Source organism: Candidatus Methylomirabilota bacterium, assembly GCA_036005065.1.
Lineage (GTDB): Bacteria > Methylomirabilota > Methylomirabilia > Rokubacteriales > DASRDR01 > DASYQW01.
This window is the reverse complement of sequence record DASYQW010000105.1, coordinates 1-22076: the sequence shown is the minus strand read 5'-3', so window position 1 is coordinate 22076 and position 22076 is coordinate 1. Positions and strand designations below refer to the sequence as shown.

The window sequence follows — 22076 nt, the reverse complement described above, 5'->3', positions numbered from 1 at the left end:
CTCCCATGCCTCGGCAGGGGCCGGTCTCCGTTCTGGTGTACCACCCCGACGAGGCTCAGACCTACGCGAAGCTGATCCGCGCCCCCCGCGGGCGGGTCCGGGTCCGCGTCGCATCGACTCCGGCCGAGGCGTTTCCCTACGTCGAGGAGATGGACGCCCTCTACACGTGGGGATTCCCGACGGAGCTTTTCCCCCGCGCTCGCCGGCTCCGCTGGGTTCAGGTCATGGGCGCCGGCGTCGACCGGTTCCTCGACGCGCCGTTCCCGCCGAAGGTCGTCCTCACCCGCGTCGAAGCGGCCTTCGGTCCCTGGATGGCCGAATACACTCTGGGCTGGCTTCTCTGGAGCGCGCAGCACATGGAGGCCTTCCGCGCTGCCCAGCGCGCGCGGCAGTGGGAGCCGGTGATGCCGACGCTGCTTCAGGGCAAGACGCTCGGAGTCGTCGGGCTCGGGTCCATAGGCCGCGCCATCGGGCGTCTCGGGCGTGCCTTCGCCATGCGGGTCCTCGGCATGAACCGGAGCGGGCGGAAAATCCCCGAGGTCGAGCGCGTCTACCGGCGCGCCGGCCTCCGCGAGCTCCTGCGCGCCAGCGACTATGTGGTGCTGGCGGTCCCCCTGACGCCCGAGACCCGAGGGCTCATCGGCGAGGCGGAGCTCCGGGCGATGCGACCGGGCGCGTTGCTCGTCAACGTCGGCCGCGGCAACCTCGTGCAGGAGGACGCGCTCGTGCGAGCGCTTCAAGAGCGGTGGATCGCCGGCGCGGTCCTCGACGTCTTCGCCGAAGAGCCGCTGCCGCCTGCCCACCCGTTCTGGGGGATGCCGAACGTCGTCGTGACCCCTCACATCTCCGGACCGAACGACCCGCCCGACATCGCCGCCGTCTTCAACGACAACCTTCGCCGCTTCCTCGCGGGGCGGGCGTTGCGCGGCCGGGTCGACATACGGCGGGGATACTGAGGGGCCGCCAGCCGGCGGCCCTCGCGGACGACTCCCACCAAGCGCTCCTGCGCCGCGAGCCCCACTGACGCGCTGAACATGCCGGCCCTCGTCACCGCCCCCGGGGAGGCCCCGGGGGAAGCCCCGAGCCGCGGCCCCCACGATCCGGGCGGCGCTCCGGGAAGCCGCGACCCGGCGGCCCTGCTCGATCCCGTGCTCTTCGTCTGCTTTTTCCTCTCCGGAGCGAGTGGCCTCATCTACGAGGTCGTGTGGCTCCGGTGGCTTGTCCACCTCTTCGGCGCCACGACGCTGGCGGTCAGCACGATCCTCACCGCGTTCATGGGCGGGCTGGCGCTCGGGAGCTGGGCCGCGGGACGCCTGGCCCGGCGGGTGGCCCGCCCGCTCGTCGCCTATGGCCTGCTCGAGCTCGCGATCGGCGTCTACGCCTTCCTGCTGCCCCTGTTGCTCCATGGGGTTCCGCCCCTCCTTCGCCTGCTGGGCGCCACGGAGACCTCCTCGTTCGCGATGCTGTCACTCACCCGCTTCGCGATGGCAGTGGCGCTTCTGGTGGGGCCGACCGCCTGCATGGGCGCGACGCTGCCGATCCTCGCTCAATTCGCGGCGGCCCGGCTGGAAACCCTCGGCCGGCGGGTCGGGGCGCTCTATGCCGTCAACACGGCCGGGGCCGTCCTCGGGACCGCCGTCGCCGGATTCGTCCTCCTGCCGGCCATCGGAGTCAGCCTGACCAACCGGATCGCCGTCCTCCTCAACCTCGCGGTCGGCCTGACCACCGTCTTGGTCGGCCGGCGGCTCGCGACCGCGGCGGATCCCGCGCCGGCCGACCCCACCGGGCGCCACCCGAGCGCCTCGCGCGCGTCCGAGGAGCGTGGCGTCGCCGGCTCCGGATTCCGGCGGGTCGCGCTCGCCGCCTTCGGCACGGTGGCGCTCTCGGGCGCCCTGGCCATGGCCTACGAAGTCGCCTGGACCCGGGCGCTCGCCCTCGTCCTCGGCTCTTCGGTCTACGCGTTCACCGTCATGCTGACGACCTTTCTGATCGGCCTGGCGGGCGGGAGCTACCTCTGCGCCCGCCGGGTCGATCGCCTGGCCGAGCCGGGGCTCGCGCTCGGGTTCGTCCAGGCGCTCATCGGCGTCGGCGCCTTCCTCGGGCTCACGATGCTGGACGAGCTGCCTTATTTCTTCCTCCGCCTCTTCGCGTGGAGCGAGGGTCGCCACACGCTCTTGCTCGGACTCGAGTTTCTGATCACGGGCACCCTGATCCTCGGCCCGGCCCTCCTCTCGGGCGCCGTCTTCCCGATCTGCGTCCGGCTCACCGCGAGCGCCGGCGGCCTGCGCAGCGGAGTCGGGCGCGCCGTCGGCGATCTCTACGCGCTCAACACCCTCGGGGCCATCATCGGGTCCTTCCTCGCCGGCTTCGTGATTCTGCCGTCGGTGGGGATCCGCGGAACGCTCCTGCTCGCCATACTCCTGAACCTGGGCTGCGCCTTCATCCTGCTCACCGCGCTGCCCGGGCGGCGACGGGCCGTCGCCCTGCCGGTGGCGGCGGCCATCCCGGTGCTGGCGCTGGCGATGCCGATGGTCGCGCCGGACTGGAAGCCGCTCACGATGTCGAGTGGCGTCGCCGTCTACGCGCCGCAGCTCCAGCGGCTGTCGCGCGAGGAATTCCGGGCCTATCGCCAGCGGGCACAGCTGCTGTGGTACGAGGAGGGACTGACGACGACGGTCTCCGTCGAGCGGGACGCCGGCCACGTGTTCCTGCGCGTGAACGGGAAGACCGATGCGTCGACCGGCGTCGACATGCCCAATCAGGTGCTGGCCGGCCACCTCCCCGTGCTCTTCCATCCCGCCCCCCAGGATGCGCTCGTCATCGGCCTCGGCAGCGGCGTCAGCGTCGGGTCGGCGCTTCGCCACCCGCTGCGAGCCGTCACGGTCGTGGAGCTCGAGCGTGCCGTGGTCACGGCGTCCCACTTCTTCGACCACGTCAACTTCCGACCGCTCGCGGATCCCCGTACGCGCCTCGTCGTGAACGACGCCCGAAACTTCTTCCTCCTCACGCGCGAGCGCTTCGACGTGATCATCTCGGAGCCCTCGAATCCGTGGGTGACCGGCTCGGCCAGCCTCTTCACGCGGGATTTCTTCGAGCTGGCGAAGCACCGCCTGCGTCCGGGCGGCGTGTTCGGGCAGTGGGTGCAGCTCTACGGGCTGACGCCCGACATGTTGCGCTCGGTCTTCGGGACGTTCCAGTCGGTGTTCCCGCACGTCGTGGTGTTCAACACGTCGGGGGGCGACACCGTGCTGATCGGGAGCGAGGCGCCGGTCCGGCTCGACTTCGCCTCGCTGGCCCAGCGGACGGCCCAGCCCCGCGTGGCGGAGGACCTCCGGCGCGTGGGCGTGCGGGACGTCGCCGACCTCCTAGCAAGGCTCGTGCTCGACGTCGAGGACGTTCCGCGCTTCACTCTCGGCGCCCCGCTGAACATCGACGACAACGCGCGGGTCGAGTTCGCCGCACCCCGCACCCTCTACGTCGACGCCATCCCGGAGAACCTGCAGCGGATGACGGATGCCTTTGCCGGCGGCGGGTCGGTGCTCACCCGGCTCACCCGGGGCGCCCCGGAGGAGTTCGTCGGGCGGCTGGCCGAGGACTTCCTGGAGCGTGAGCAGCCTCAGCAGGCCGATGCCTTCGTCCGGGCCGCGCTCCAGACCGACCCCGGCGCGCGGCGTGCCGACCTCCTTCGCCTGGCGGCGCGGGCGGCGGCGGCCCAGGGGGAGACGGCCGAGGCCGAGCGGCGCTGGCAGGCGGCCCTGGCGGTGGATCCGACGCACCCGGAGACCCTGCTGGACCTGGCGGCCGAGCGCGCCGCGCGTGGCGAGGCGACCGAGGCGCGGGCCCTGGCCCGGCGCGCCGCGGCGCGCGGGGGACCCGCGGCGGCGCTGCGCGAGGCCGAGATCCTCTACCGGGTCGGGGCCTACCGGGACGCGGCCGGCGTGCTTGGACGCCTGCCACCCGACCAGCCGGGCGTTGCGCTGACCCACGGCCTGACCCGTCTGGCTCTCGGCGAGGCGGGCGCCGCCGAGGGGCTACTCCGGCAGGCCCTCGCCCGGGGCGACGACGCGCGGGCGCGGGCCGGCCTGGCGGCGGCGCTGGATCAGCTCGGCCGCCTCGCTGAGGCCCGGCGCGAGCGGCGGCGCGCGGTTCACCTCGACGAGGCCGCCGCGGCGCGGCTCCAGCGCCAGGCCAGAGTCCGCGCCCTGACCGGCCACCCGCGGTGGAGCGCGTACGAGGTCGGTCGAGCGGCCGAGCTCATGCCGTGGAGCCTGGAGGTCCACCAGGAGCGCGCGCGCCTCCTGGAGCGCGCGGGTGATCGCCGGGCGGCCATCGAGGCCTGGGAAGCGGTGTTCCGGGCGTTTCCGGAACACGCGCTCGCGCTCCTCGAGGTAGCCGCCCTGTGGGAAGCCGAGGGGCAGAGCGAGCGGGTCCAGGAGGCCCTGCGCCGCTACGTGGCCGCCGAGCCGGATCCCGCGCTCCGGCGGAGGGTCGAGGCGACCCTCAAGCCCGGTGGCGGCCCGCCGGCACCGAGCGGGGGCGCAGCCGGTGCCCCCGCCACCGCGCCCGCGACGGCCCCCAACTGACGCGAGACGCCCGCCCGCGGCGTCATGGCGGCGGTACCGTGAAGGCGTTGCTGGTCGCCAGCCGCGTCAGGCTGTTGTTCGAGAACAGCCGGAGCTCGTAGGTCCCCGGGGCCACCGTCCCCGGCAGCGCGAACGGCACGCTCCCGCCCGCCGCTCCCGTCGTGTAGCGGTAGGAGATGTAGCCCCCGTCCGGGGCGCCGATCGCGTAGAGGCCCAGCCAGTCCGTGGTCGTCGGCGTGGCGATCCCGCTCCAGGTCGCCGTCACCGTCCCACCCGCGGCCACCGTCGTCGGGCTCGCCGTCAGCGTCACGGATTCTGCCGAGGGCTCTACGGTGAAGGCGTTGCTGATCGCGAGACGCGTGAAGGTTCCGTTCGCGAAGAGCCGGAGCTCGTAGGTCCCCGGGGCCAGCGTCCCCGGCAGCGTGAACGGCACGCTCCCGCTCGACGCCCCCGTCGTGTTCCGAGAGGCGAGCGTCGCCGTGTCGGCGGCACCCGGCTGGTAGAGCCCCAGCCAGTCCGTGGGCGTCGGCGTCGCGATCCCGGCCCACGCCGCCGTCACCGTCCCGCCCGCGGCCACCGTCGTCGGGCTCGCCGAGAGGCTGACCGTCTGCGACACGGTGAGCGCGTTGCTGGTTGCCAGCCGGGTCAGGCTGCCGTTCGAGAAGAGTCGCAGCTCGTAGGTCCCCGGGGCCAGCGTCCCCGGCACCGGGAAGGGTACGCTGCCGCTCGCCGCTCCCGTCGTGTAGCGGTAGGAGATGTAGCCCCCGTCCGGGGCGCCGATCGCGTAGAGGCCCAGCCAGTCGGCCGTGGTCGGCGTGGCGATCCCGCTCCACGTCGCCGTCAGCGTCCCGCCCGCCGCGATCGTGGTCGGGCTCACGCTCAGCGTCACGGGTCCCGCCGCCTGCACGGTAAAGGGATTGCTGGTGGCCAGACGGGTGAAGCTCCCGCTCGAGAACAATCGCAGCTCGTAGGTCCCCGGCGTCAGCGTCCCCGATAGCGGGAACGGCAGGCTCCCGCTGGCCGCCCCCGTCGTGTTCTGGGAGGCGAGCGTCGCCGTGTCGGCGGCGCCCGGCTGGTAGAGCCCCAGCCAGTCCGTGGCGCTCGGCGTGGCGATTCCACTCCAGGTGGCCGTCACCGTCCCGCCCTGAGCGATCGTCGTCGGGCTCACCGTCAGGCTGGCCGCCTGGGATACCGTGAAGGCGTTGCTCGTGGCGAGCCGGGTCAGGGTGCTGTTCGAGAACAACCGGAGCTCGTAGGTCCCCAGGGCCAGGGTCCCCGGCACCGGGAAGGGTACGCTGCCGCTCGCCGCTCCCGTCGTGTACCGGTAGGAGATGTAGCTCCCATCCGGGGCGCCGATCGCGTAGAGGCCCAGCCAGTCCGTCGTGGTCGGCGTCGCGATCCCGCTCCAGGTGGCGGTCAGCGTGCCGCCCTGCCCGATGGTGGTCGGGCTCACGCTCAGCGTGACGGGCCCTGCCGTCTGCACCGTGAACGCGTTGCTGACCGCGAGCCGCGCCCCCCCACCCGCGAACAGCCGCAGCTCGTAGGTCCCCGGCGTCAGCGTCCCCGGCAGCGGGAACGGCAGGCTCCCGCTGGCCGCCCCCGTCGTGTTCTGGGAGGCGAGCGTCGCCGTGTCGGCGGCGCCCGGCTGGTAGAGCCCCAGCCAGTCCGTGGCGCTCGGCGCCGGGATTCCGCTCCAGGTGGCGGTCAGTGTCCCGCCCGCCGCGACGGTCGTCGGGCTCACCGTCAGGGTCACCGGCTGCGGGACCGTGAAGGGGTTGCTCGTCGCCAGCCGCGTCAGGGTGTTGTTGGGGAACAGCCGCAGCTCGTAGGTCCCCGCCGCCAGCGTCGCGGGCAGCGTGAACGGCACGCTCCCCCGGGTGGTCCCGGTGGTGTACCGGTAGGAGACGTAGCTTCCGTCCGGTGCCCCCGGGACGTACAGGGCGATCCAGTCGGTCGGCGTGGGCCCCGCGATCCCGCTCCACGTCGCCGTCACCGTCCCGCCGGCCGCCGCCGTGGTCGGGCTCACCGTGAGGGTCTCGTGACCGGGCAGGACCGCGTCGATGGTGAAGGTCAAGGCGTTGGAGGTGCCGCCGCCCGGCGCCGGGTTGACCACCGTGACCTGAACCGTCCCGGCCGTCGCGAGGTCGCCCTGGGCGATCGCCGCCTGCAGCTGGCTGTCGCTGACGAACGTGGTGGCGCGGCTCGACCCGTTCCAGCGCGCCACCGACGACGGGATGAACCCGCCGCCGTAGATCGTCAGCGTGAGGGCCCCGTCGCCCGCCAGCGCGCTGCTCGGCGCGAGGGAGGTCAGGCCCGGCACGGGATTGGCGTCGTCGCTGGCGACGGTCACGGTGGCACTGCCCGGCTTGCCGACGATGTAGGCGGCATCGACCGCCAGCGTCACGATGACCGTTTCGTCGGCCTCGATCAGCGCATCGTCCACCGGGACCACGGCGATCGTGGCCGTCGCCGAGCCCGCCGGGATCGTCACGCTTCCGGAGAGGGACGTGTAGTCGCTGCCGGGGGTCGCCGTGCCGGCCGCACTGTAGTGCACGGTGAGCGCGGAGCTGGTGGGCCCCGTGCGGGTGACCGTGAAGATGCCCGGAATCGAGCCCGCCTCGCTCGCCGTGGGCGTCGTCGCCGCGATCGTCACCACCGGACGGTCGGGGCCGCCCATGACGAACTGGGCCGACATGAAGAGATCCAGACGGCCGGACCCGTAGCTGTTGTCGGGACCCGCGGACCCCAGGTCCACGGCCCCCTGCATGAGCGCCGACTCGAGCTGGTCCACGGTGAGCGCCGGGTCGATCGAACGGAGCACCGCCACCGCGCCCGTCAGGTGGGGGGTCGCCATGGAGGTGCCGCTGAAGGTGTCGTAGTAGCCGCCGGGCACCGCCGAGGTGATCCCATCGCCCGGCGCGCTCACGTCGGGCTTGATGGAGCGGTCGCAGGGCGAGGGGCCGCGCCCGCTGAAGGAGGCGATGGTATCGAACATGTCCGTGGCGCCCACGGCGAAGGCTTCCGGGTAGTTCCCCGGGCTGCGGACGCTCCGCGCGAAGGGACCGTTGTTGCCCGCCGCGAACGACGGGAAGATGCCGGCCGCGCGCCAGGCCTTGACGTCCGGCAGGAACTCCTTGACACAGCCGCTGTTCGCCACACCCCAGGAGTTATTGACGACGTCCGGAGCATTCGCCGGGTCACCGCCGGGTGCCAGGAACCACTGGAAGATCTGGTGGAAGGCCGATGTGCTCGCGACCCCCGAGTCGTCCCACCCCTTGGCCGCAATCCACTTGGCACCGGGCGCCACCCCGATGTGCGTTCCCCCGGCGTCGCCCCCCACGGCCGTGCCGGTGGTGTGAGTGCCGTGGACGTCGAAGTCAGTCGGGCTCGCGTGCTGCCCGTAGGGGTCATACCAGCTGATGGCGTCGTTCCCGCGGTACCGGGAGGCCAGGTCCGGATGGGTCCCGTCCACGCCGGTGTCGAAGCTTCCCACCACCGCCCCGGTGCCGTCGTAGAGGGGATTCAGTGCCCACGTCTCGGGGGCCCGGATCTGCTGGATGTTCCACTCGCTGAGCCCGACAAATGGCACGGCGCCGCTGACCAGCGGCGGGGGCGGCAGCGGGATGGGCGCATCCGGGCGGACTTCCCGCACGTCCGGCCGCGCGGCCAGGCGTCGGATCACCGGCTCGGCGGCCGTGACGGCCAGCCCGTTGAAGACCCACAGCGGCGTGATGCGCTGAACCGTTCCGATCGCCTGCTCCTGGGCGAGGAACGCCCGAATGGGTCCCTGGGTCCGGGCCGACATGGCCTGGAGCGCCGCCACCACGGCGTGGCCTCGCGCCTTTGACACCCCGGGCGCGACGGTGGCCACGGCGGCGGCCGGGTCCGCCTGATCCCGCATCTCGACGATGACCGGCAGGGTGCCACCGGGAGGCAGCCCCAGGAGCTGCGCCTCCAGCGCGGGCGCCAGGCTTCCGGCCTGAGCCAGCCAGGTCCAGAGCAGGATGGACAGGGCAAACAGTGCGGCCACGACTCTCCGCCTCATGGCTCCCCTCCCGGGCGACCTCAACGCTCCGACGGCTCGGGCACGATGTCGACGGTCAAGTCGGTTCTCGGCAGCCGGACGAGGTGAAACGGGCTCGTCAGCACGGGGCGGACGAGGGCCCCCGGTGACGGCGTGCGCTGGCGGTAGCTCACCCGGAGCCCATGGTCCGTCCCGAGCACCCGGGTGATTTCCACTTCGTATCCCGTGGCGGGGCGTTCGCCGGCGAATACCCCGATGACCATCTCGGCGGCGAAGTCGACCGAGGGCGGGGCGGCTGACGGCCCGGAGTGCCGCCTCCACAGGGCCGCCCACTGCTCGGGAGTCCGCACGACGGCCTGGAGGCGCTGCCGAACCCCGCTCTGCAGACCCCGATCGACGGTCACGAAGGCCACCGCCCGCGCGCTCGGGGTAGAGTCGGCGAGCGCGATCCCGGCGGCGACGCCCCAGACCAGACACCCGAGCAGGGGAAGGCGGCTCACGGGTCACCGCCGGAAGCGGCCGTCAGGAAGGATGCGCGCGATGGCGAAGAGCGAGCGGGAAAGCCGCGAAGCCTCCTCTCGGCCAGCCGGACTGCTGGCCAGGAGCGTTCGGGCCGTCGAAGCCGGTAAGGGCACATGGTACCGCCCTCGGTTCCGACCCCGGTAGGAAAACAACTTAGAGCAAAACCCAGAGGATGTCAAGGGCTAAGATCAGAGCGGAGCAACGGCGAGCGGCGGGGGCTCGCGCGCCGCGACGAGAACGCGCGAACGGGAGAGCCGTGTGGCTCTCCCGTTCCCGTTCAGCGTGGTCGGACTGGAGTCGCGCTTACTTCTTGGCCAGCGCCTTCACGATTTCCCGGCAGAAGGCCGGGAGGTCGTCCGGCTTCCTCGAGGTGACCAGGTTGCCGTCCACCACGACCTCCTCGTCGACCCAGTTGGCCCCGGCGTTGACCAGGTCGTCCTTGATCGAGAAGAAGCTGGTGGCGCGCTTTCCCTTGAGGATCCCGGCCGAGACCGGCATCCAGCCGGCGTGGCAGATGGCCGCCACGAGCTTGCCGTGCTCGAACGCCTCCCGGACCAGCTTGACCATCGCCGGCGACCGTCGCATCAGGTCGGGCGCGAAACCCCCGGGGATGACGACGGCGTCGTACTCGACGGCGTTCACCTGGTCGGCCTGGACGTCGACGTTGACCGGGTAGCCGTGCTTGGAGGTATACGTCTTGGCCCCCGCCCCGACCACGTGGACCTCGGCGCCCTCTTCCCGGAGCCGGTAATAGGGCACCCAGAGCTCCATCTCCTGGTAGAGGTTCTCGGCCAGGATCGCGACCCGCTTGCCTCGTAGTTGCATGGAGTCCCCTTTCCTAACTCTTGCGTGACGTTTTCGAGTAGAAGGTGGCCATCACCGGCTGGAGCGCCGTCTGACAGCTCGGACACTTGACGTTGCCAATCTCGCGTTCCTTGACGGTGAGCGTCATCGACACCGCTTTCTGGCAGCGCGGGCAGAAAAACTCGTAGAGAGGCATGACCCGACCTCCTCTCCGGGAGCGCGTGGCAGGTCTGCCGAGGCGACGTCCCTCTCCCCTGATACACCGGAGCGTCCGAGGGGTCAAGGGGTAGGGAGGCCTCCCCGTGCGATTGGCCCTTGACAGCCCTCCGACCTCCACTGGTAGCATGCCTCCGACCCAGGCAGTCGGAGACGCCGGGTGGGGGGGACCATGCCGTTCGTGGTTGTCGTGAGGCGGGATGAGCCGGCGCTCTTCAGCTACCTCCACCAGCACTTCCAGGAGCCCGAGGTGACAGTGGTCCTGGACCGTCGGCACGGGGAGCGGCGGCGCTCGGAGGAGACGGCGCCGGTGGACCGCCGCCGGAAGGACCGGCGCGCGATCCCCTCGGAAGAAGACCCCCTGTGGAAGTACGGGTTCCGGGTGTCGGTGGCTCGGGCCTAACCAGAAGCGCGGGCCGGGAGGCTCACCACCACTGACTTGGCTTCCATGTACTCGTGGATCCCTTCCCGCCCACCTTCGCGGCCGAGTCCGGATTCCTTGAAGCCGCCGAAAGGCACCTCGTGGGTGTACCCGGCGGCGTCGTTCACCCCGACCAGCCCGTACTGGAGCGCCTCGGCCACCCGCGTGACGCGGCCCAGGTCCCGAGCGTAGAGGTAAGCGGCCAGCCCGTACTCGGTGTCGTTCGCCCGCGCGATCAGCTCGGCCTCGGTCCGAAACGTGAGGACCGGGGCGAGCGGCCCGAAGATCTCCTCCCGGCAGACCCGCATCTCATCGCGCGCGTCGAGGAGGACGGTGGGCGCGTAGAAGTAGCCTCGCCCGAGCGCCCCCTCGGTCAGCGCGCGGCCTCCCGTCGCGACCCGCGCCCCGTGGGACACGGCGTCCTCGACGAGGTCGTGCACCTGCTTCCGGGCCGCCTCGTTGATGAGGGGTCCCACGACCACGCCCGGCTCGAATCCCGGGCCGACCCGCAGCGCGGCCACCGCCTCCACGAAGCGCGGGACGAAGCGACCGGCGATCGTCTCCTGGACGAAGATCCGATTGGCGCAGATGCACGACTGCCCCCCCACGCGCAGGAACTTGATCGCCACGGCCCCCTCGACCGCCGCGTCGAGATCGGCGTCGTCGAACACCACGAAGGGGGCGTTGCCCCCGAGCTCGAAGGACACCCGCTTGAGGGATCGCGCCGCGCTCTGCATGAGCTGCTTGCCGACGTCGGTCGAGCCGGTAAAGGCGATCTTCTTCACCAAGGGATGGCTCGTGAGCACCTCGCCGATCGGCCGTGAGCGAGCCCCGGTGACGACGTTGAAGACGCCCGGTGGCAGCCCGGCCTCCGCCGTGATCCCGGCGAGGGCGAGGGCCGTCAGCGGGGTGGCCGACGCGGGCTTGAGGACCACCGGGCAGCCGGCGGCCAGAGCCGGCGCGATCTTGCGGGTCACCATGGTCGCCGGGAAATTCCAGGGGGTGATGGCCCCCACCACTCCCACAGGCTGGTGAAGGACCCACAGGCGCTTGTCCCGGAACGGGGACGGCACGAGCTCCCCGTAGGTTCGCCGGCCTTCCTCGGCGAACCAGCCGAAGTACCCCAGGGCGAAGCCAACCTCGCGCCGCGCTTCCTCGAACGGCTTGCCGTTCTCCTGCGTCACGAGACGGGCCAGGTTGTCCCGACCGGCCTCCATGAGAGCCTGGATCCGATGCAGGATGATCCCGCGCTCCTTCGCCGGCGTGGCCGCCCAGCCCTCGAAGGCTCGATGCGCCACTTCGATCGCGTGCGCCGTCTCCCCCGCTCCGCCGTCCGCCACCGCCGCCACGATCTCCCCCGTCGCGGGATTGGTCACCCCGAAGGTACCCCCGGCATAAGCCTCGACCCACTGTCCGTCGATGAACATCCGATTGTAATCGGCCATTGGAACCATCCTTTATCGCGAGGCGTTGACACCCCGAGGAGCGGGATCACCGGGCAACACGCGCACTGTAGGGCGACGGGCGCACCCCGTCAAGGCCCCGTCGAGTGGGCGGCGAATGCCGTCATCCGGGGCCCGGAGACCGGGCTGCGCCCTTGACAAACCCCTCGACCGACCGCTACGGTGACGCCGTGGTCAGACCGCGGGTATGCCCGGTCCCGGATTGCGGTCTTCCGCGCCGTTTTCGGCCGGGAGGTTAGGGTCCACATTCACGGCCGTCCACTTCAAGCTCCGACGAGGAGGAGGCGCTCGATGAACACTCCGCACGCAACGACCGAGACGTCGCGCCGCAAGTTCCTGAGGGGGGCGGCCGTGGCGGCGACTGGCGCGGCGGCCCTGGGCTTCCCGAGGGTCGTCAAGGCGCAAGGGCCGATCACGATGCGATGGCAGAGCACCTGGCCGCAGAAGGACATCTTCCACGAGTACGCGCTCGACTTCGCCAAGAAGGTCAACGACATGACCGGCGGGGATCTGAAGATCGAGGTCTTGCCCGCCGGCGCGGTGGTCCCCGCCTTCGGCCTGCTCGATGCGGTGTCGAAGGGGACGCTGGACGGCGGCCACGGCGTCCTCGTCTACCACTACGGCAAGCAGACGGCGCTGGCGCTCTGGGGCTCCAGCCCCGCCTACGGCATGGACGCCAACATGCTGCTGGCCTGGCACAAGTACGGCGGCGGCAAGGAGCTGCTCCAGAAGCTCTACCAGTCGATCGGCGCCAACGTCGTCTCCTTTCCCTACGGCCCGATGTTCACGCAGCCACTCGGCTGGTTCAAGAAGCCGATCACCAAGCCCGACGACTTCAAGGGCCTCAAGTTCCGCACCGTGGGCATCTCGATCGACCTGTTCCAGGGTCTGGGGGCGGCGGTGAACGCGCTGCCCGGCGCCGAGATCGTGCCCGCCATCGACCGCGGGCTCCTCGACGCCGCCGAGTTCAACAACGCCACCTCCGACCGCATCCTCGGCTTCGCCGACGTGTCCAAGATCTGCATGCTGCAGAGCTACCACCAGAACGCCGAGCAGCTCGAGATCACGTTCAACAAGGCCAAGTTCGACGCGCTGCCGGACAAGATGAAGGCGATCATCGAGAACGCGGTGGAGGCCGCCTCGGCCGACATGGCCTGGAAGTCGATCGACCGCTACTCGAAGGACTACATCGAGCTGCAGACGAAGGACAAGGTGCGGTTCTACAAGACCCCGGACTCCGTCCTGAAGAGGCAGCTCGAGATCTTCGACGAGGTGTTGGTGAAGAAGTCGGCCGACAATCCGATGTTCAAGGAGATCGCCGAGTCGCAGAGGAAATTCGCCGAGCGCGCGGTAAAGTGGGACCTCGACACGAACGTCAGCCGCCGCATGGCGTATAACCACTACTTCGCGAAAAAGAGCTAGCTTCCCGTGATCCTTCCCGGGCAGGCCAGCCATCCGGCGCGCGCCGGATGGCTGGCCCGTTTTCTGTCCTGATGAGCGCTCGGCGGCTTCTCTGGACGATCGACCAGGCCAGCTACTGGTCGGGCAAGGCCTTCGCCTGGCTGATCGTGGCCCTGACGTTCGTGGTTTCCGTCGAGGTCTTCAAGCGGTACATCCTGAACGCGCCGACGGCCTGGATCTTCGACTTCAACAGCATGCTCTACGGCACGCTCTTCATGATGTGTGGGGCCTACACGCTGGCCGCCGCCGGGCACGTGCGGGCCGACTTCGTCTACATCTACATGAAACCGCGCGGTCAGGCCGCGCTCGACCTGGCGCTCTACTTCCTGTTCTTCATTCCGGGCATCCTGGGCCTGATCTACGCGGGGTACGACTACGCCGCCCTCTCGTGGCGGATCGGGGAGCACTCGACCGTCACCGCCGAGGGGCCGCCCGTCTACCACTTCAAGACGGTGATCCCGATCGCGGGCGCGCTGGTCATGCTCCAGGGGTTGGCCGAGATCGTACGCTGCCTGGTGTGCCTGCGCACCGGCGCCTGGCCTCCGCGCCTCGAGGATGTCGAGGAGATCGACGTGATCCAGACGCAGCTCGGCGGCAGCGAGTTCGTGGACGAGGAGTCCCGTCGCGCCGCGATGGAGGGCGCGCACGCGATCGACGAGGCGGCGCGCCACCGCAGCGTGGTGGACGACACCGAGCGCCAGAGCAGGACCCCGTGAGCGATCCGGCACTCGGCCTGACGATGCTGGCGCTCATCGTGGTCGCGATCATGATGGGCTTCCCGACCGCGTTTACCCTCATGGGCCTCGGAATGGTCTTCGGCTACATCGCGTTCTGGAGCCCCGCCGGCCACTGGTACGACAACCGTGTCTTCGACCTGATCGTGCAGCGGACATACGGGGTCATGACCAACGACACCCTGTTGTCGATCCCGCTCTTCGTCTTCATGGGCTACATCATGGAGCGGGCGGCGCTGGTCGATCGGATGTTCCACAGCGTCCAGCTCGCCTTCCGGCGCGTCCCCGCCTCGCTGGCGGTGACGACACTGCTGGTGTGCGCGTTCTGGGGAATCGCCTCCGGCATCGTCGGCGCCGTCGTCGTCCTCATGGGCGTGATCGCCATGCGGCCCATGCTGAACGCGGGCTACGACGTGAAGCTGGCCTCCGGCGCGATCACGGCGGGCGGGACTCTCGGCATTCTCATCCCCCCCTCGGTGATGCTGATCGTCTACGCGGCGGTGGCCGGGCAGTCCATCGTCAAGCTCTACGCGGCGGCGATGCTGCCGGGCTTCTTCCTCACGTTTCTGTATCTGATCTACATCCTCGGCTGGGCCATCATCAATCCGAAGATCGCGCCCAAGCTGCGGCCCGACCAGTACCGCCTCGCGGTGCCGGAGTATCTCCGGCGCCTCGAGCGCGGCCGCTTTCACAGCGTGGTTCCCGGCCTCATCGCCGCCGCATTTCGACCAGGCCTCCTGCGCGGTGCCACGGGTCCGGCCGGCCAGCCGGTCGGGTACCGGGTGATCGTCAACAGCCTGCTCGCGCTCTCGGTGCCATTGCTGCTGACGGTCGGCACCTTCGGCGCGACCTGGTGGTACGTCGTCATCTACAACGCGCCGGCGGTGGCGGCCACCGCGGCGGCACCCACGGCGGCGACGCGCGCGGGGGCCGTCGCGGCGGCGCCGACGGCGCCGCCGGCCAGCGCGAAACCCGCGCCGGCCGAAGAGAAGCTGCAGGAGCTCGGGGCCGGGGGGGAGTCCGAGCCTGAGCCCGCGCCGTCGGCGCCGAAGGCGGAGGGGCCGCCGGAGGAGATGACCTCGCTGAGGGAGTCCGGGGCAGCCTCGGCGGCCGGGAAGACTCCCGAGCACTTCTACGGCTGGTTCTGGGGGTTGGCCGCGGTCTCCGGGCTGCTGCTCCTGGTCTACTTCTGGCGGATGGACGGGGAGCAGCTCGAGATCCTCAAGGAGCTGTGCGCGTCGGTCGTGCCGCTCGGCGTGCTCACCGTCGTGGTGCTCGCGGTGATCCTCTTCGGCATCACCACCGCCACCGAGTCGGCGGCGATCGGCGCGCTCGGCGCCATGTACCTCGCCGTGATGGCGAGGGTCCCGCGTCAGGTGTGGTTGTGGAGCCTGGTGGGGGCGATCATCGGGATAGCGCTCGGGTGGTGGCAGGGCGAGGACTGGGCATCGCTGCTCGTGGCGGGCTCGATCGGCGGGACGCTCGCGGGCACCGTGGTGCCCGGGCTCTGGAACCTGCGGACCTCGAAGGAGCTGCGCGAGAACCTGAAGCAATCGACCTTCCTCACCGCGAAGACGACTGCCATGGTGTGCTGGCTCTTTGTGGGCTCGGCGCTGTTCTCGGCCGTCTTCGCGCTGCACGGCGGCCAGTCGCTCATCGAGCGGTGGGTGCTGAGCATGAACCTGTCGCCTCTCGGCTTCCAGTTCACGGCTCAGCTCATCATTTTCCTGCTCGGCTGGCCGCTCGAGTGGACCGAGATCATCGTGATCTTCTGCCCGATCTTCATCCCCCTGTTGAGCCACTTCCAGATCGATCCCATCCTCTTCGGCACCATGGTGGCCGTCAATCTCCAGGCGGCGTTCCTCTCGCCGCCGGTGGCGATGTCGGCGTTCTATCTCAAGGGCGTGTCGCCGAAGCACGTGACCCTCAACCAGATCTTCGCGGGGATGATGCCGTACATGATCATCGTCTGCATCTGCCTGGCGTTCATGTACATCTGGCCGGGCATGACCCTCTGGTTGCCCGAGTTCCTCTACGGCAAGTAACGCCCCGCCCGGGGTGGCGTGTGACGAACCGGACGAATCTCCACTGGCTCTCGGCGGCGGACGGGGCGCGCCTGATCCGCAAGGGCGTCATCAGCTCCGAGGACCTGGTCGAGGCGTGCCTGGCGCAGGTGCGTGAGGTGGACGCCCGAGTCCAGGCCTGGGCCTTCCTCGATCCCGATCACGCCCTGGCCCAGGCGCGCGCCGCCGACGAGTGGCGCCTCGGCGGGCGCCCGATCGGCCCACTGCACGGGGTGCCGGTGGGCGTCAAGGACATCATCGACACCGCCGACATGCCCACCGAGAACGGCTCCGTGCTGCACGCCGGGCGCACCCCGTCGCGGGATGCCGGCGTGGTCGCGATGCTCCGCGCGGCGGGGGCGGTCATCATGGGCAAGACGGTGACGACCGAGTTCGCCACCCGGGCGCCGGGCAAGACCCGCAACCCGCACAATCCCGCGCACACTCCCGGCGGGTCCTCGAGCGGCTCGGCCGCCGCGGTGGCGGCCGCCATGGTGCCCCTCGCGCTTGGCAGCCAGACCGCGGGCTCGACGATCCGGCCGGCGTCGTACTGCGGCGTCTACGGCCTGAAGCCGACCCACGGCTTGATCCCGCGGGCGGGAATGTTCCGGCTCTCGCGCACGCTCGACCACGTCGGCCTGTTCGCACGCACCATCGAGGATCTCGGGCTTCTGCTGGAGCAGCTCGTGGGCCACGACGAGCGCGACCCCGACTCGCGCCCCCGGGCCCGCGTCCCCTACCTCGAGGCGGCGGCCGAGGAGCCGCCGTTGCCGCCGATGTTCGCGTTCGTGAAGACCGCGCGCTGGGACCGGGTCGACGGCGACGCCCGGAAGGCGTTCGCCGAGCTGACCGAGGAGCTCGGCGAGCGCGTGGAGGAGCTCGAGCTCTCGGAAGCGGCCGAAGAGGCGCTGGAATGGCACCGGGTCATCATGGAAGCCGAGATGGCCGCCAACCTCGAGCGGGAGTGGGAGAAGGGGCGGGACCGGCTGTCCGCCTCGCTGCGGGAGCGCCTCCAGCGCGGGCGAGACGCGCGCGCCCTCGACTATCTCCGCGCTCTGGCCCGCACTCCCGAGCTCGGCGCGAGCTTCACCGAGCTCTTCGAGCAGCGTTATGACGCCATCCTGACGCCTCCCGCCGCCGGGGCTGCTCCCGAGGGGCTCGCCTCGACGGGGGATCCGGTCTACTGCTCGCTGTGGACGCTCACCGGCATGCCGGCGCTCAGCGTGCCGCTCATGCAGGGCGCGAGCGGCCTCCCGCTCGGCGTCCAGATGGTCGGTCCCCGGTACGGCGAGGCCCGGCTCCTCCGCACCGCGCGCTGGCTCGTGGCCCGGCTGGGAGGCGCTTGACGCCCGCGGGAGCGGGTCCTCACCCCCCCCGAAGAACCTAGCCGTGCGGCGGAGTAGCCCGGCGCCGACCACCCGAGCGCGTGGCGGATCGAGGAGTGTCCGAGCGGCGGCTTCGCCGCCGCCACGACGGGGGGGCATCGGGGGGGCCTTCCGAGACCCCCCCGAAATGACCTAATGGGACGGGAGCGAGGGCTGGACGGGTGGGAGGACGAGGCTCACCGGCTCGCCCTGGCGCTCCACGCGGAGCCGCATGGAGTCGCGCAGGGCGGCGTCCTGGACCCGACGACGGAAGGCGTCCACCGAGCCCACCTCGAGGCCGTTCACGGCCAGGATGCGGTCACCGACCTTGAGCCCGCCGCGCTCGGCCGCGCTCCGCTCGAGCACGGCCGCCACGACCGGCGGGCGGGTGGATCCAGCCGGGGCTTCCTCGCCCGCGGGATCCCGGACGAGGAAGCCGAACTCCGCCGCGATGCGCTCGGCGACGACGTCGGGCGGCATCTCTCCCACCCGCACGCGGAGCTCGCGCCGTCGCCCGTCCCGGAGCACCACGACCTTGAGCTCCCCGCCGGCCGGGGTGGCCCCGACGATCCGCTGGAGGGCGCGCGTCTCGACCACGGGTCGCCCGTCGATGGCCACGATGAGGTCCCCGGCCCGCAGCCCGGAGGTCTCCGCTGGGGCGTCCTTGAGGACCTCGGCCACCACGACGCCGTAGCCTTCTCCCACGCCCAGCTTGACCGCGAGATCCTCCGTCTCGGTCTCGGAAAGGTCCCGGATCCGGACCCCGAACCATCCGTAGCGCTCGGCCCCGAACACCGCGGGCGCGACGCCGGCGACGACCAGCGCGCCGATGACGACCGAGATCGCGCAGCGCCTCCGGGCGGTGGATGCCCTCATTCCTCGCTGGCCTCTTCTTCTTCCTCCCCTTCCGAGCCGGCCACGAAGGTGAGGAGGTCGAACAGGGCCGCGGTGGCCAGGTCGAGCCGCTCGCTCACGTCCACCGTCTCGAGGACGCGCTGGCGGACGGTCGCATCGGGGACGACGGCCGAGACGATGCGATCGACGAGCGCGCCGGGAGGCGCGCCGGCAATGGTGAGCCGTCCGACGAGGTCCGCGTGGGCCTGACCGAGAGCCTCCAGGAGCTTCGCGTAGGCGGCACGGAGGCCATCGAGGCGCTCGGGCAGCGTGGCGCGATCGGCCTCGTCGAGGACGTCGTCGAGGCGTCGGGCCCGCGCGACGCGGTACGGCAGGTCGGTCTGGACTTCGTCCTCGATCCGGATCCGCATCTGTCCATCCAGCAGGATGTTGTACCGGCCGTCGGCGAGCCCCTGACACTGGATGATCTCCCCGGCTCCCGCCACCGGGTGGATGGGCGGCCGGCCATAGTAGTCGCGCTCCCAGCCGGGGCGGAACATGACCACGGCCAGGCGGCGGTCCCCCGCCAGGCAGTCGGCGATCATGCGACGGTAGCGCGGCTCGAAGACGTGCAGAGGGAGGACGGTGTCCGGGAAGAAGACGACGTCAGCGAGCGGAAAGAGGGCGATCTGGAGCTCGGTCACGCGTCGGCAGCCTGCGCGGCCTAGCTGATCGTGGGCAGCTTGAGCACGGTCAGCGTCGACAGCCGCGCCGCCACCGCGCTCGCCACCTTCCGGAACGCCTCGGCCTGTGACGATTCCGGCCGGGCGACCAGGATCGGGCTCCCGGTATCCCCTCCGACGCGCGTTTCGAGGTCGAGCGGGATCGAGCCCAGGACGGGGATCCCGAACTCGTCGGCGAGCCGCTGGCCGCCACCCTCGCCGAAGATGGGCGTCGTGTGCTGGCAGTGTGGGCACGTGAACCCCGCCATGTTCTCCACGACGCCCAGCAGAGGGACGTTCATCTTCCGGAACATGGCCAGGCCCTTGCGGACGTCGAGGAGCGACACGTCCTGGGGCGTCGTCACCATGACCGCCCCCGAGAGCGGAAGCACCTGGGAGAGCGAGAGCTGGGCGTCGCCGGTTCCGGGGGGCATGTCGAAGATGAGGTAGTCCAGCTCACCCCACTCCACGTCCCGGAGGAACTGCTGGATGGCCGAGTGGATCATGGGGCCGCGCCAGACCACCGGGTCCCCCTCCTTGATGAAGAACCCGATGGAGATGATCTTCACGCCGTAGGCCAGCACCGGGATGATCCGGTTCTGGAACATCCCGGGCCGCCCCCGCGCCCCCATCATGAGCGGGATGTTGGGGCCGTACACGTCGGCGTCCACCAGGCCGACGCTCGCCCCGGATTCCTGGAAGGCCAGGGCCAGGTTGACGGCGACGGTGGACTTGCCGACGCCGCCCTTTCCGGAGGAGACCGCCAGGGTGTGCTTGACCGCCGGGATCAGGTCAGGCTTCTCGGGCACCGCGGCCTGCTGCGTCGACCGGGCGGCCGGCGCCCGGGAGCCCATCCCGACCTTCACCTCGGACACGCCGGGCAGCTTGGCCACCGCCTTGCGCGCCTGGCTGTGGATCTCGACCTTGGCGTGCGGCGAGTGCGTCGTGAACTCGAGGGTGAAGGAGACGCGGCCGCCCTGGATCTCGAGCGCCTTGACCAGGCCCAGACTCACGACGTCCTGGTGGAGCTCCGGGTCCTGGACGGCGCGAAGGGCCTGGAGAACCGCATCCTCGGTGACGGCATCGGTGCTCTTCCCGCCGAAAAGCGCCATGACAAGCTCACTATACGGGACCGGTCTGACCGGGTCAAGCGAGCGAGCCCGAGAAAAGGCCGTCGCGCGCGGGGTGACAGAGATGCGATGCTTACGGCAGCGCCATGAACGCCCGCCCGATCCAGCGCCCGCCTCGCGTCCCCACCCGTCGCGCGGCGTGGAGCTTCGTCGCCGCGCTCGGACTGCTCGCCGCCGGTCTCGCGTCGAGCACCGCGGCCGGGGAGTCTCTGACCGGGGGAACGAAGGATCTCACATTCGCCGGCGGCTTCTCCATCAGCCACAACTTCGCCAGCACCGTGGCCGGGATCAGCGGGTTCCAGGTCCTGCCCCACCTGGGCCTCTTCGTCACCGACGAGTGGGGACCCGGCTGGGCGCGCGGGAACCTCGAGCTCATCGCCGAGCCCACGTTCCTTCACCTCGATACTCGGAAGTCGACGAACCACGTCGGCGCATCGGGAATCGCCCGGTGGGTATTGACCGGAAGCGGCCGGGTGCGCTCGTACGTCGAGCTCGGCGTCGGCCTCATCGTGGGCGAGTCGGGAATCCCTCAGACGACGTGCGACCCGACCTTCGTTCTCCAGGCCGGCGTCGGTGCCCTCTTCTTCTTCTCTCCCATGGACGCCGTGACGCTGGGGTACCGGTTCCAGCACCTGTCGAACGCCGCCGTCTGTACCCCGAATCCGGGATTCAACTCGTCGGTGTTCATTCTCGGCCTGAGCCACTTCTTCCCCTGATGCCCGAGGGAGGGGGCTCAGGCGGTCAGGCGCGGGAGGACCTCGGCGGCCAGGCGCTCGAGCTGCTCGGGGTCCCAGTCGACGGGGTTCAGGACGACCCAGTCCACGCGCCCGCCCACCGCGGCGATCCGCGCGTTGATCCGCTCGGCGATCGCGTCGGCCTCGCCGAGCAGGTAGTGCTCCTGCCAGTAGGCGAGGTCCATCCCCGAGAAGGTGGCGAACCGGGCGGCGGCCGCCGACGGCGGCTCGCCTGCCCGTAACACGCAGACGAAGTTCGAGTAGACCACGCCGATGTCGGCCGCCTTCCGGCCGAGCTCCGGCGCCACTGTCTCGATCACGGCCCAGTCGCGCTGCACCATCTCGGGCGTCGCCGAGGAGTGCGGCACCCAGGCGTCCGCGTAGCGGGCGACCCGGCGGAGCACCGGCGTGACGTCGGCGACGTGCTGGCCATAGATCTTCTCGAACGGCTGGCTCCCGCCGCCGATCCAGATGGGTGGGTGCGGCCGCTGGACCGGCTTCGGCTCGATCGTGAGGTTGCGCACCCGGAAGACCCGCCCCTCGTAGGTGACCCCGTCTCGCGCCCACAGCGCCGTGATCAGCTCCAGTGCCTCTTCCATCCGGCGACCGCGCTCGCTTCGCGGGACTTCCATGAGCCGGAACTCCTCCTCGGCCCAGCCCACCCCGACCCCGAGGATCGAGCGGCCGCTCGAGAGGACGTCGAAGGTCGCCCACTCCTTGGCGAAGGAGACCGGGTTCCGGAGCGGCAGGACCAGGACCATCGTCCCCAGGCGGATCCGCTCGGTCACCCCGGCCAGCGCCGACAAGAGAGCGATCGGCTCGAGCCACGTGCAGGAATAGGCCGGGGGAGTCGTCAACAGGTGGTCGATCGTCACCGCCGCCTCGAAGCCGAGCGCCTCCGCCCGCCTGAGGTAGCGCCCCATGTCGGCGAGCGACGCCGTGCGGGGCCCGAGGGCGAAGGTCGGCAGGCGAAGGCCGAATCTCATGCGACGCCTCCTAAG

17 protein-coding genes are annotated in these 22076 nt (G+C 70.9%); 8 read left to right on the top strand and 9 right to left on the bottom strand.

Going from position 1 to position 22076, the window contains the following annotated elements; genetic code table 11:
- Nucleotides 1-5: 5 nt before the first annotated feature.
- Together VGW35_07880 and VGW35_07875 are read left to right on the top strand one after the other, a co-directional pair.
- Nucleotides 6-956, top strand: coding sequence for a D-2-hydroxyacid dehydrogenase (locus VGW35_07880; GenBank protein HEV8307574.1), 951 nt, complete (start codon nt 6-8; stop codon nt 954-956).
- A 78-nt stretch (nt 957-1034) separates the two neighbouring features.
- Entirely contained in the window at nt 1035-4583 is a 3549-nt protein-coding gene (locus tag VGW35_07875) for a fused MFS/spermidine synthase (GenBank protein ID HEV8307573.1), read from the top strand.
- Between the two features lie 22 nt (nt 4584-4605).
- On the opposite strand, the gene VGW35_07870 is transcribed toward VGW35_07875, so the two are convergent.
- The 4 genes from VGW35_07870 to VGW35_07855 form a co-directional block, all read right to left on the bottom strand.
- Nucleotides 4606-8628, bottom strand: coding sequence for a S8 family serine peptidase (locus tag VGW35_07870; protein ID HEV8307572.1), 4023 nt, complete (start codon nt 8626-8628; stop codon nt 4606-4608).
- A 20-nt stretch (nt 8629-8648) separates the two neighbouring features.
- A complete protein-coding gene (locus tag VGW35_07865; GenBank protein HEV8307571.1) occupies nt 8649-9107 on the bottom strand; it encodes a protease complex subunit PrcB family protein in 459 nt (152 codons plus the stop codon).
- A gap of 325 nt (nt 9108-9432) precedes the next feature.
- Complete coding sequence (locus VGW35_07860) at nt 9433-9954, bottom strand: type 1 glutamine amidotransferase domain-containing protein (GenBank protein HEV8307570.1); 522 nt, start codon at nt 9952-9954, stop codon at nt 9433-9435.
- A 13-nt stretch (nt 9955-9967) separates the two neighbouring features.
- Nucleotides 9968-10129 carry an FmdB family zinc ribbon protein gene (locus tag VGW35_07855; GenBank protein ID HEV8307569.1) on the bottom strand — a complete coding sequence of 54 codons (162 nt, stop codon included), beginning with the start codon at nt 10127-10129 and terminating at the stop codon, nt 9968-9970.
- A 192-nt stretch (nt 10130-10321) separates the two neighbouring features.
- On the opposite strand from VGW35_07855, the gene VGW35_07850 reads away from it, so the two are divergent.
- Nucleotides 10322-10552, top strand: a complete 231-nt coding sequence (locus VGW35_07850) for a hypothetical protein (GenBank protein ID HEV8307568.1) — start codon at nt 10322-10324, stop codon at nt 10550-10552.
- Here VGW35_07850 and VGW35_07845 read toward each other — a convergent pair.
- Nucleotides 10549-12015, bottom strand: a complete 1467-nt coding sequence (locus VGW35_07845; GenBank protein ID HEV8307567.1) for an NAD-dependent succinate-semialdehyde dehydrogenase — start codon at nt 12013-12015, stop codon at nt 10549-10551. The two genes, VGW35_07850 and VGW35_07845, sit on opposite strands and share 4 nt — an antisense overlap.
- 309 nt (nt 12016-12324) lie before the next feature.
- Here VGW35_07845 and VGW35_07840 point away from each other — a divergent pair, with 309 nt between their 5' ends.
- From VGW35_07840 to VGW35_07825, 4 genes are all read left to right on the top strand, one after another.
- On the top strand, nt 12325-13455 hold the full coding sequence (locus tag VGW35_07840; protein ID HEV8307566.1) for a C4-dicarboxylate ABC transporter: 1131 nt from the start codon (nt 12325-12327) through the stop codon (nt 13453-13455).
- Between the two features lie 71 nt (nt 13456-13526).
- Nucleotides 13527-14210 (top strand): TRAP transporter small permease subunit, encoded by a 684-nt coding sequence (locus VGW35_07835; GenBank protein ID HEV8307565.1) that lies wholly within the window; start codon nt 13527-13529, stop codon nt 14208-14210.
- Complete coding sequence (locus tag VGW35_07830; protein HEV8307564.1) at nt 14207-16273, top strand: TRAP transporter large permease subunit; 2067 nt, start codon at nt 14207-14209, stop codon at nt 16271-16273. The genes VGW35_07835 and VGW35_07830 overlap by 4 nt, the downstream gene beginning before the upstream one ends.
- 20 nt (nt 16274-16293) lie before the next feature.
- Nucleotides 16294-17637, top strand: a complete 1344-nt coding sequence (locus VGW35_07825) for an amidase (protein ID HEV8307563.1) — start codon at nt 16294-16296, stop codon at nt 17635-17637.
- A gap of 171 nt (nt 17638-17808) precedes the next feature.
- On the opposite strand, the gene VGW35_07820 is transcribed toward VGW35_07825, so the two are convergent.
- The 3 genes from VGW35_07820 to VGW35_07810 are packed head-to-tail and all read right to left on the bottom strand — an operon-like array spanning nt 17809 to nt 20323.
- On the bottom strand, nt 17809-18531 hold the full coding sequence (locus VGW35_07820) for a PDZ domain-containing protein (protein HEV8307562.1): 723 nt from the start codon (nt 18529-18531) through the stop codon (nt 17809-17811).
- Nucleotides 18528-19193 (bottom strand): LON peptidase substrate-binding domain-containing protein, encoded by a 666-nt coding sequence (locus VGW35_07815; protein ID HEV8307561.1) that lies wholly within the window; start codon nt 19191-19193, stop codon nt 18528-18530. The genes VGW35_07820 and VGW35_07815 overlap by 4 nt, the downstream gene beginning before the upstream one ends.
- A 20-nt stretch (nt 19194-19213) precedes the next feature.
- On the bottom strand, nt 19214-20323 hold the full coding sequence (locus VGW35_07810; GenBank protein ID HEV8307560.1) for an Mrp/NBP35 family ATP-binding protein: 1110 nt from the start codon (nt 20321-20323) through the stop codon (nt 19214-19216).
- 104 nt (nt 20324-20427) lie between these two features.
- Between VGW35_07810 and VGW35_07805 the strand changes: the two genes are divergently transcribed.
- Nucleotides 20428-21057, top strand: coding sequence for an acyloxyacyl hydrolase (locus tag VGW35_07805; GenBank protein HEV8307559.1), 630 nt, complete (start codon nt 20428-20430; stop codon nt 21055-21057).
- A 17-nt stretch (nt 21058-21074) separates the two neighbouring features.
- Here VGW35_07805 and VGW35_07800 read toward each other — a convergent pair whose 3' ends face one another.
- Nucleotides 21075-22061: a TIGR03619 family F420-dependent LLM class oxidoreductase gene (locus VGW35_07800; GenBank protein HEV8307558.1), complete on the bottom strand. Its 987-nt coding sequence runs from the start codon at nt 22059-22061 to the stop codon at nt 21075-21077.
- Nucleotides 22062-22076: the final 15 nt, after the last annotated feature.

Coding starts and splice junctions, on each gene's coding strand:
- VGW35_07880 (HEV8307574.1), top strand. CDS start 6: ATGCCTCGGCAGGGGCCGGTCTCCGTTCTGGTGTACCACCCCGACGAG.
- VGW35_07875 (HEV8307573.1), top strand. CDS start 1,035: ATGCCGGCCCTCGTCACCGCCCCCGGGGAGGCCCCGGGGGAAGCCCCG.
- VGW35_07870 (HEV8307572.1), bottom strand. CDS start 8,628: ATGAGGCGGAGAGTCGTGGCCGCACTGTTTGCCCTGTCCATCCTGCTC.
- VGW35_07860 (HEV8307570.1), bottom strand. CDS start 9,954: ATGCAACTACGAGGCAAGCGGGTCGCGATCCTGGCCGAGAACCTCTAC.
- VGW35_07855 (HEV8307569.1), bottom strand. CDS start 10,129: ATGCCTCTCTACGAGTTTTTCTGCCCGCGCTGCCAGAAAGCGGTGTCG.
- VGW35_07850 (HEV8307568.1), top strand. CDS start 10,322: ATGCCGTTCGTGGTTGTCGTGAGGCGGGATGAGCCGGCGCTCTTCAGC.
- VGW35_07845 (HEV8307567.1), bottom strand. CDS start 12,015: ATGGCCGATTACAATCGGATGTTCATCGACGGACAGTGGGTCGAGGCT.
- VGW35_07840 (HEV8307566.1), top strand. CDS start 12,325: ATGAACACTCCGCACGCAACGACCGAGACGTCGCGCCGCAAGTTCCTG.
- VGW35_07835 (HEV8307565.1), top strand. CDS start 13,527: ATGAGCGCTCGGCGGCTTCTCTGGACGATCGACCAGGCCAGCTACTGG.
- VGW35_07820 (HEV8307562.1), bottom strand. CDS start 18,531: ATGAGGGCATCCACCGCCCGGAGGCGCTGCGCGATCTCGGTCGTCATC.
- VGW35_07810 (HEV8307560.1), bottom strand. CDS start 20,323: ATGGCGCTTTTCGGCGGGAAGAGCACCGATGCCGTCACCGAGGATGCG.
- VGW35_07805 (HEV8307559.1), top strand. CDS start 20,428: ATGAACGCCCGCCCGATCCAGCGCCCGCCTCGCGTCCCCACCCGTCGC.
- VGW35_07800 (HEV8307558.1), bottom strand. CDS start 22,061: ATGAGATTCGGCCTTCGCCTGCCGACCTTCGCCCTCGGGCCCCGCACG.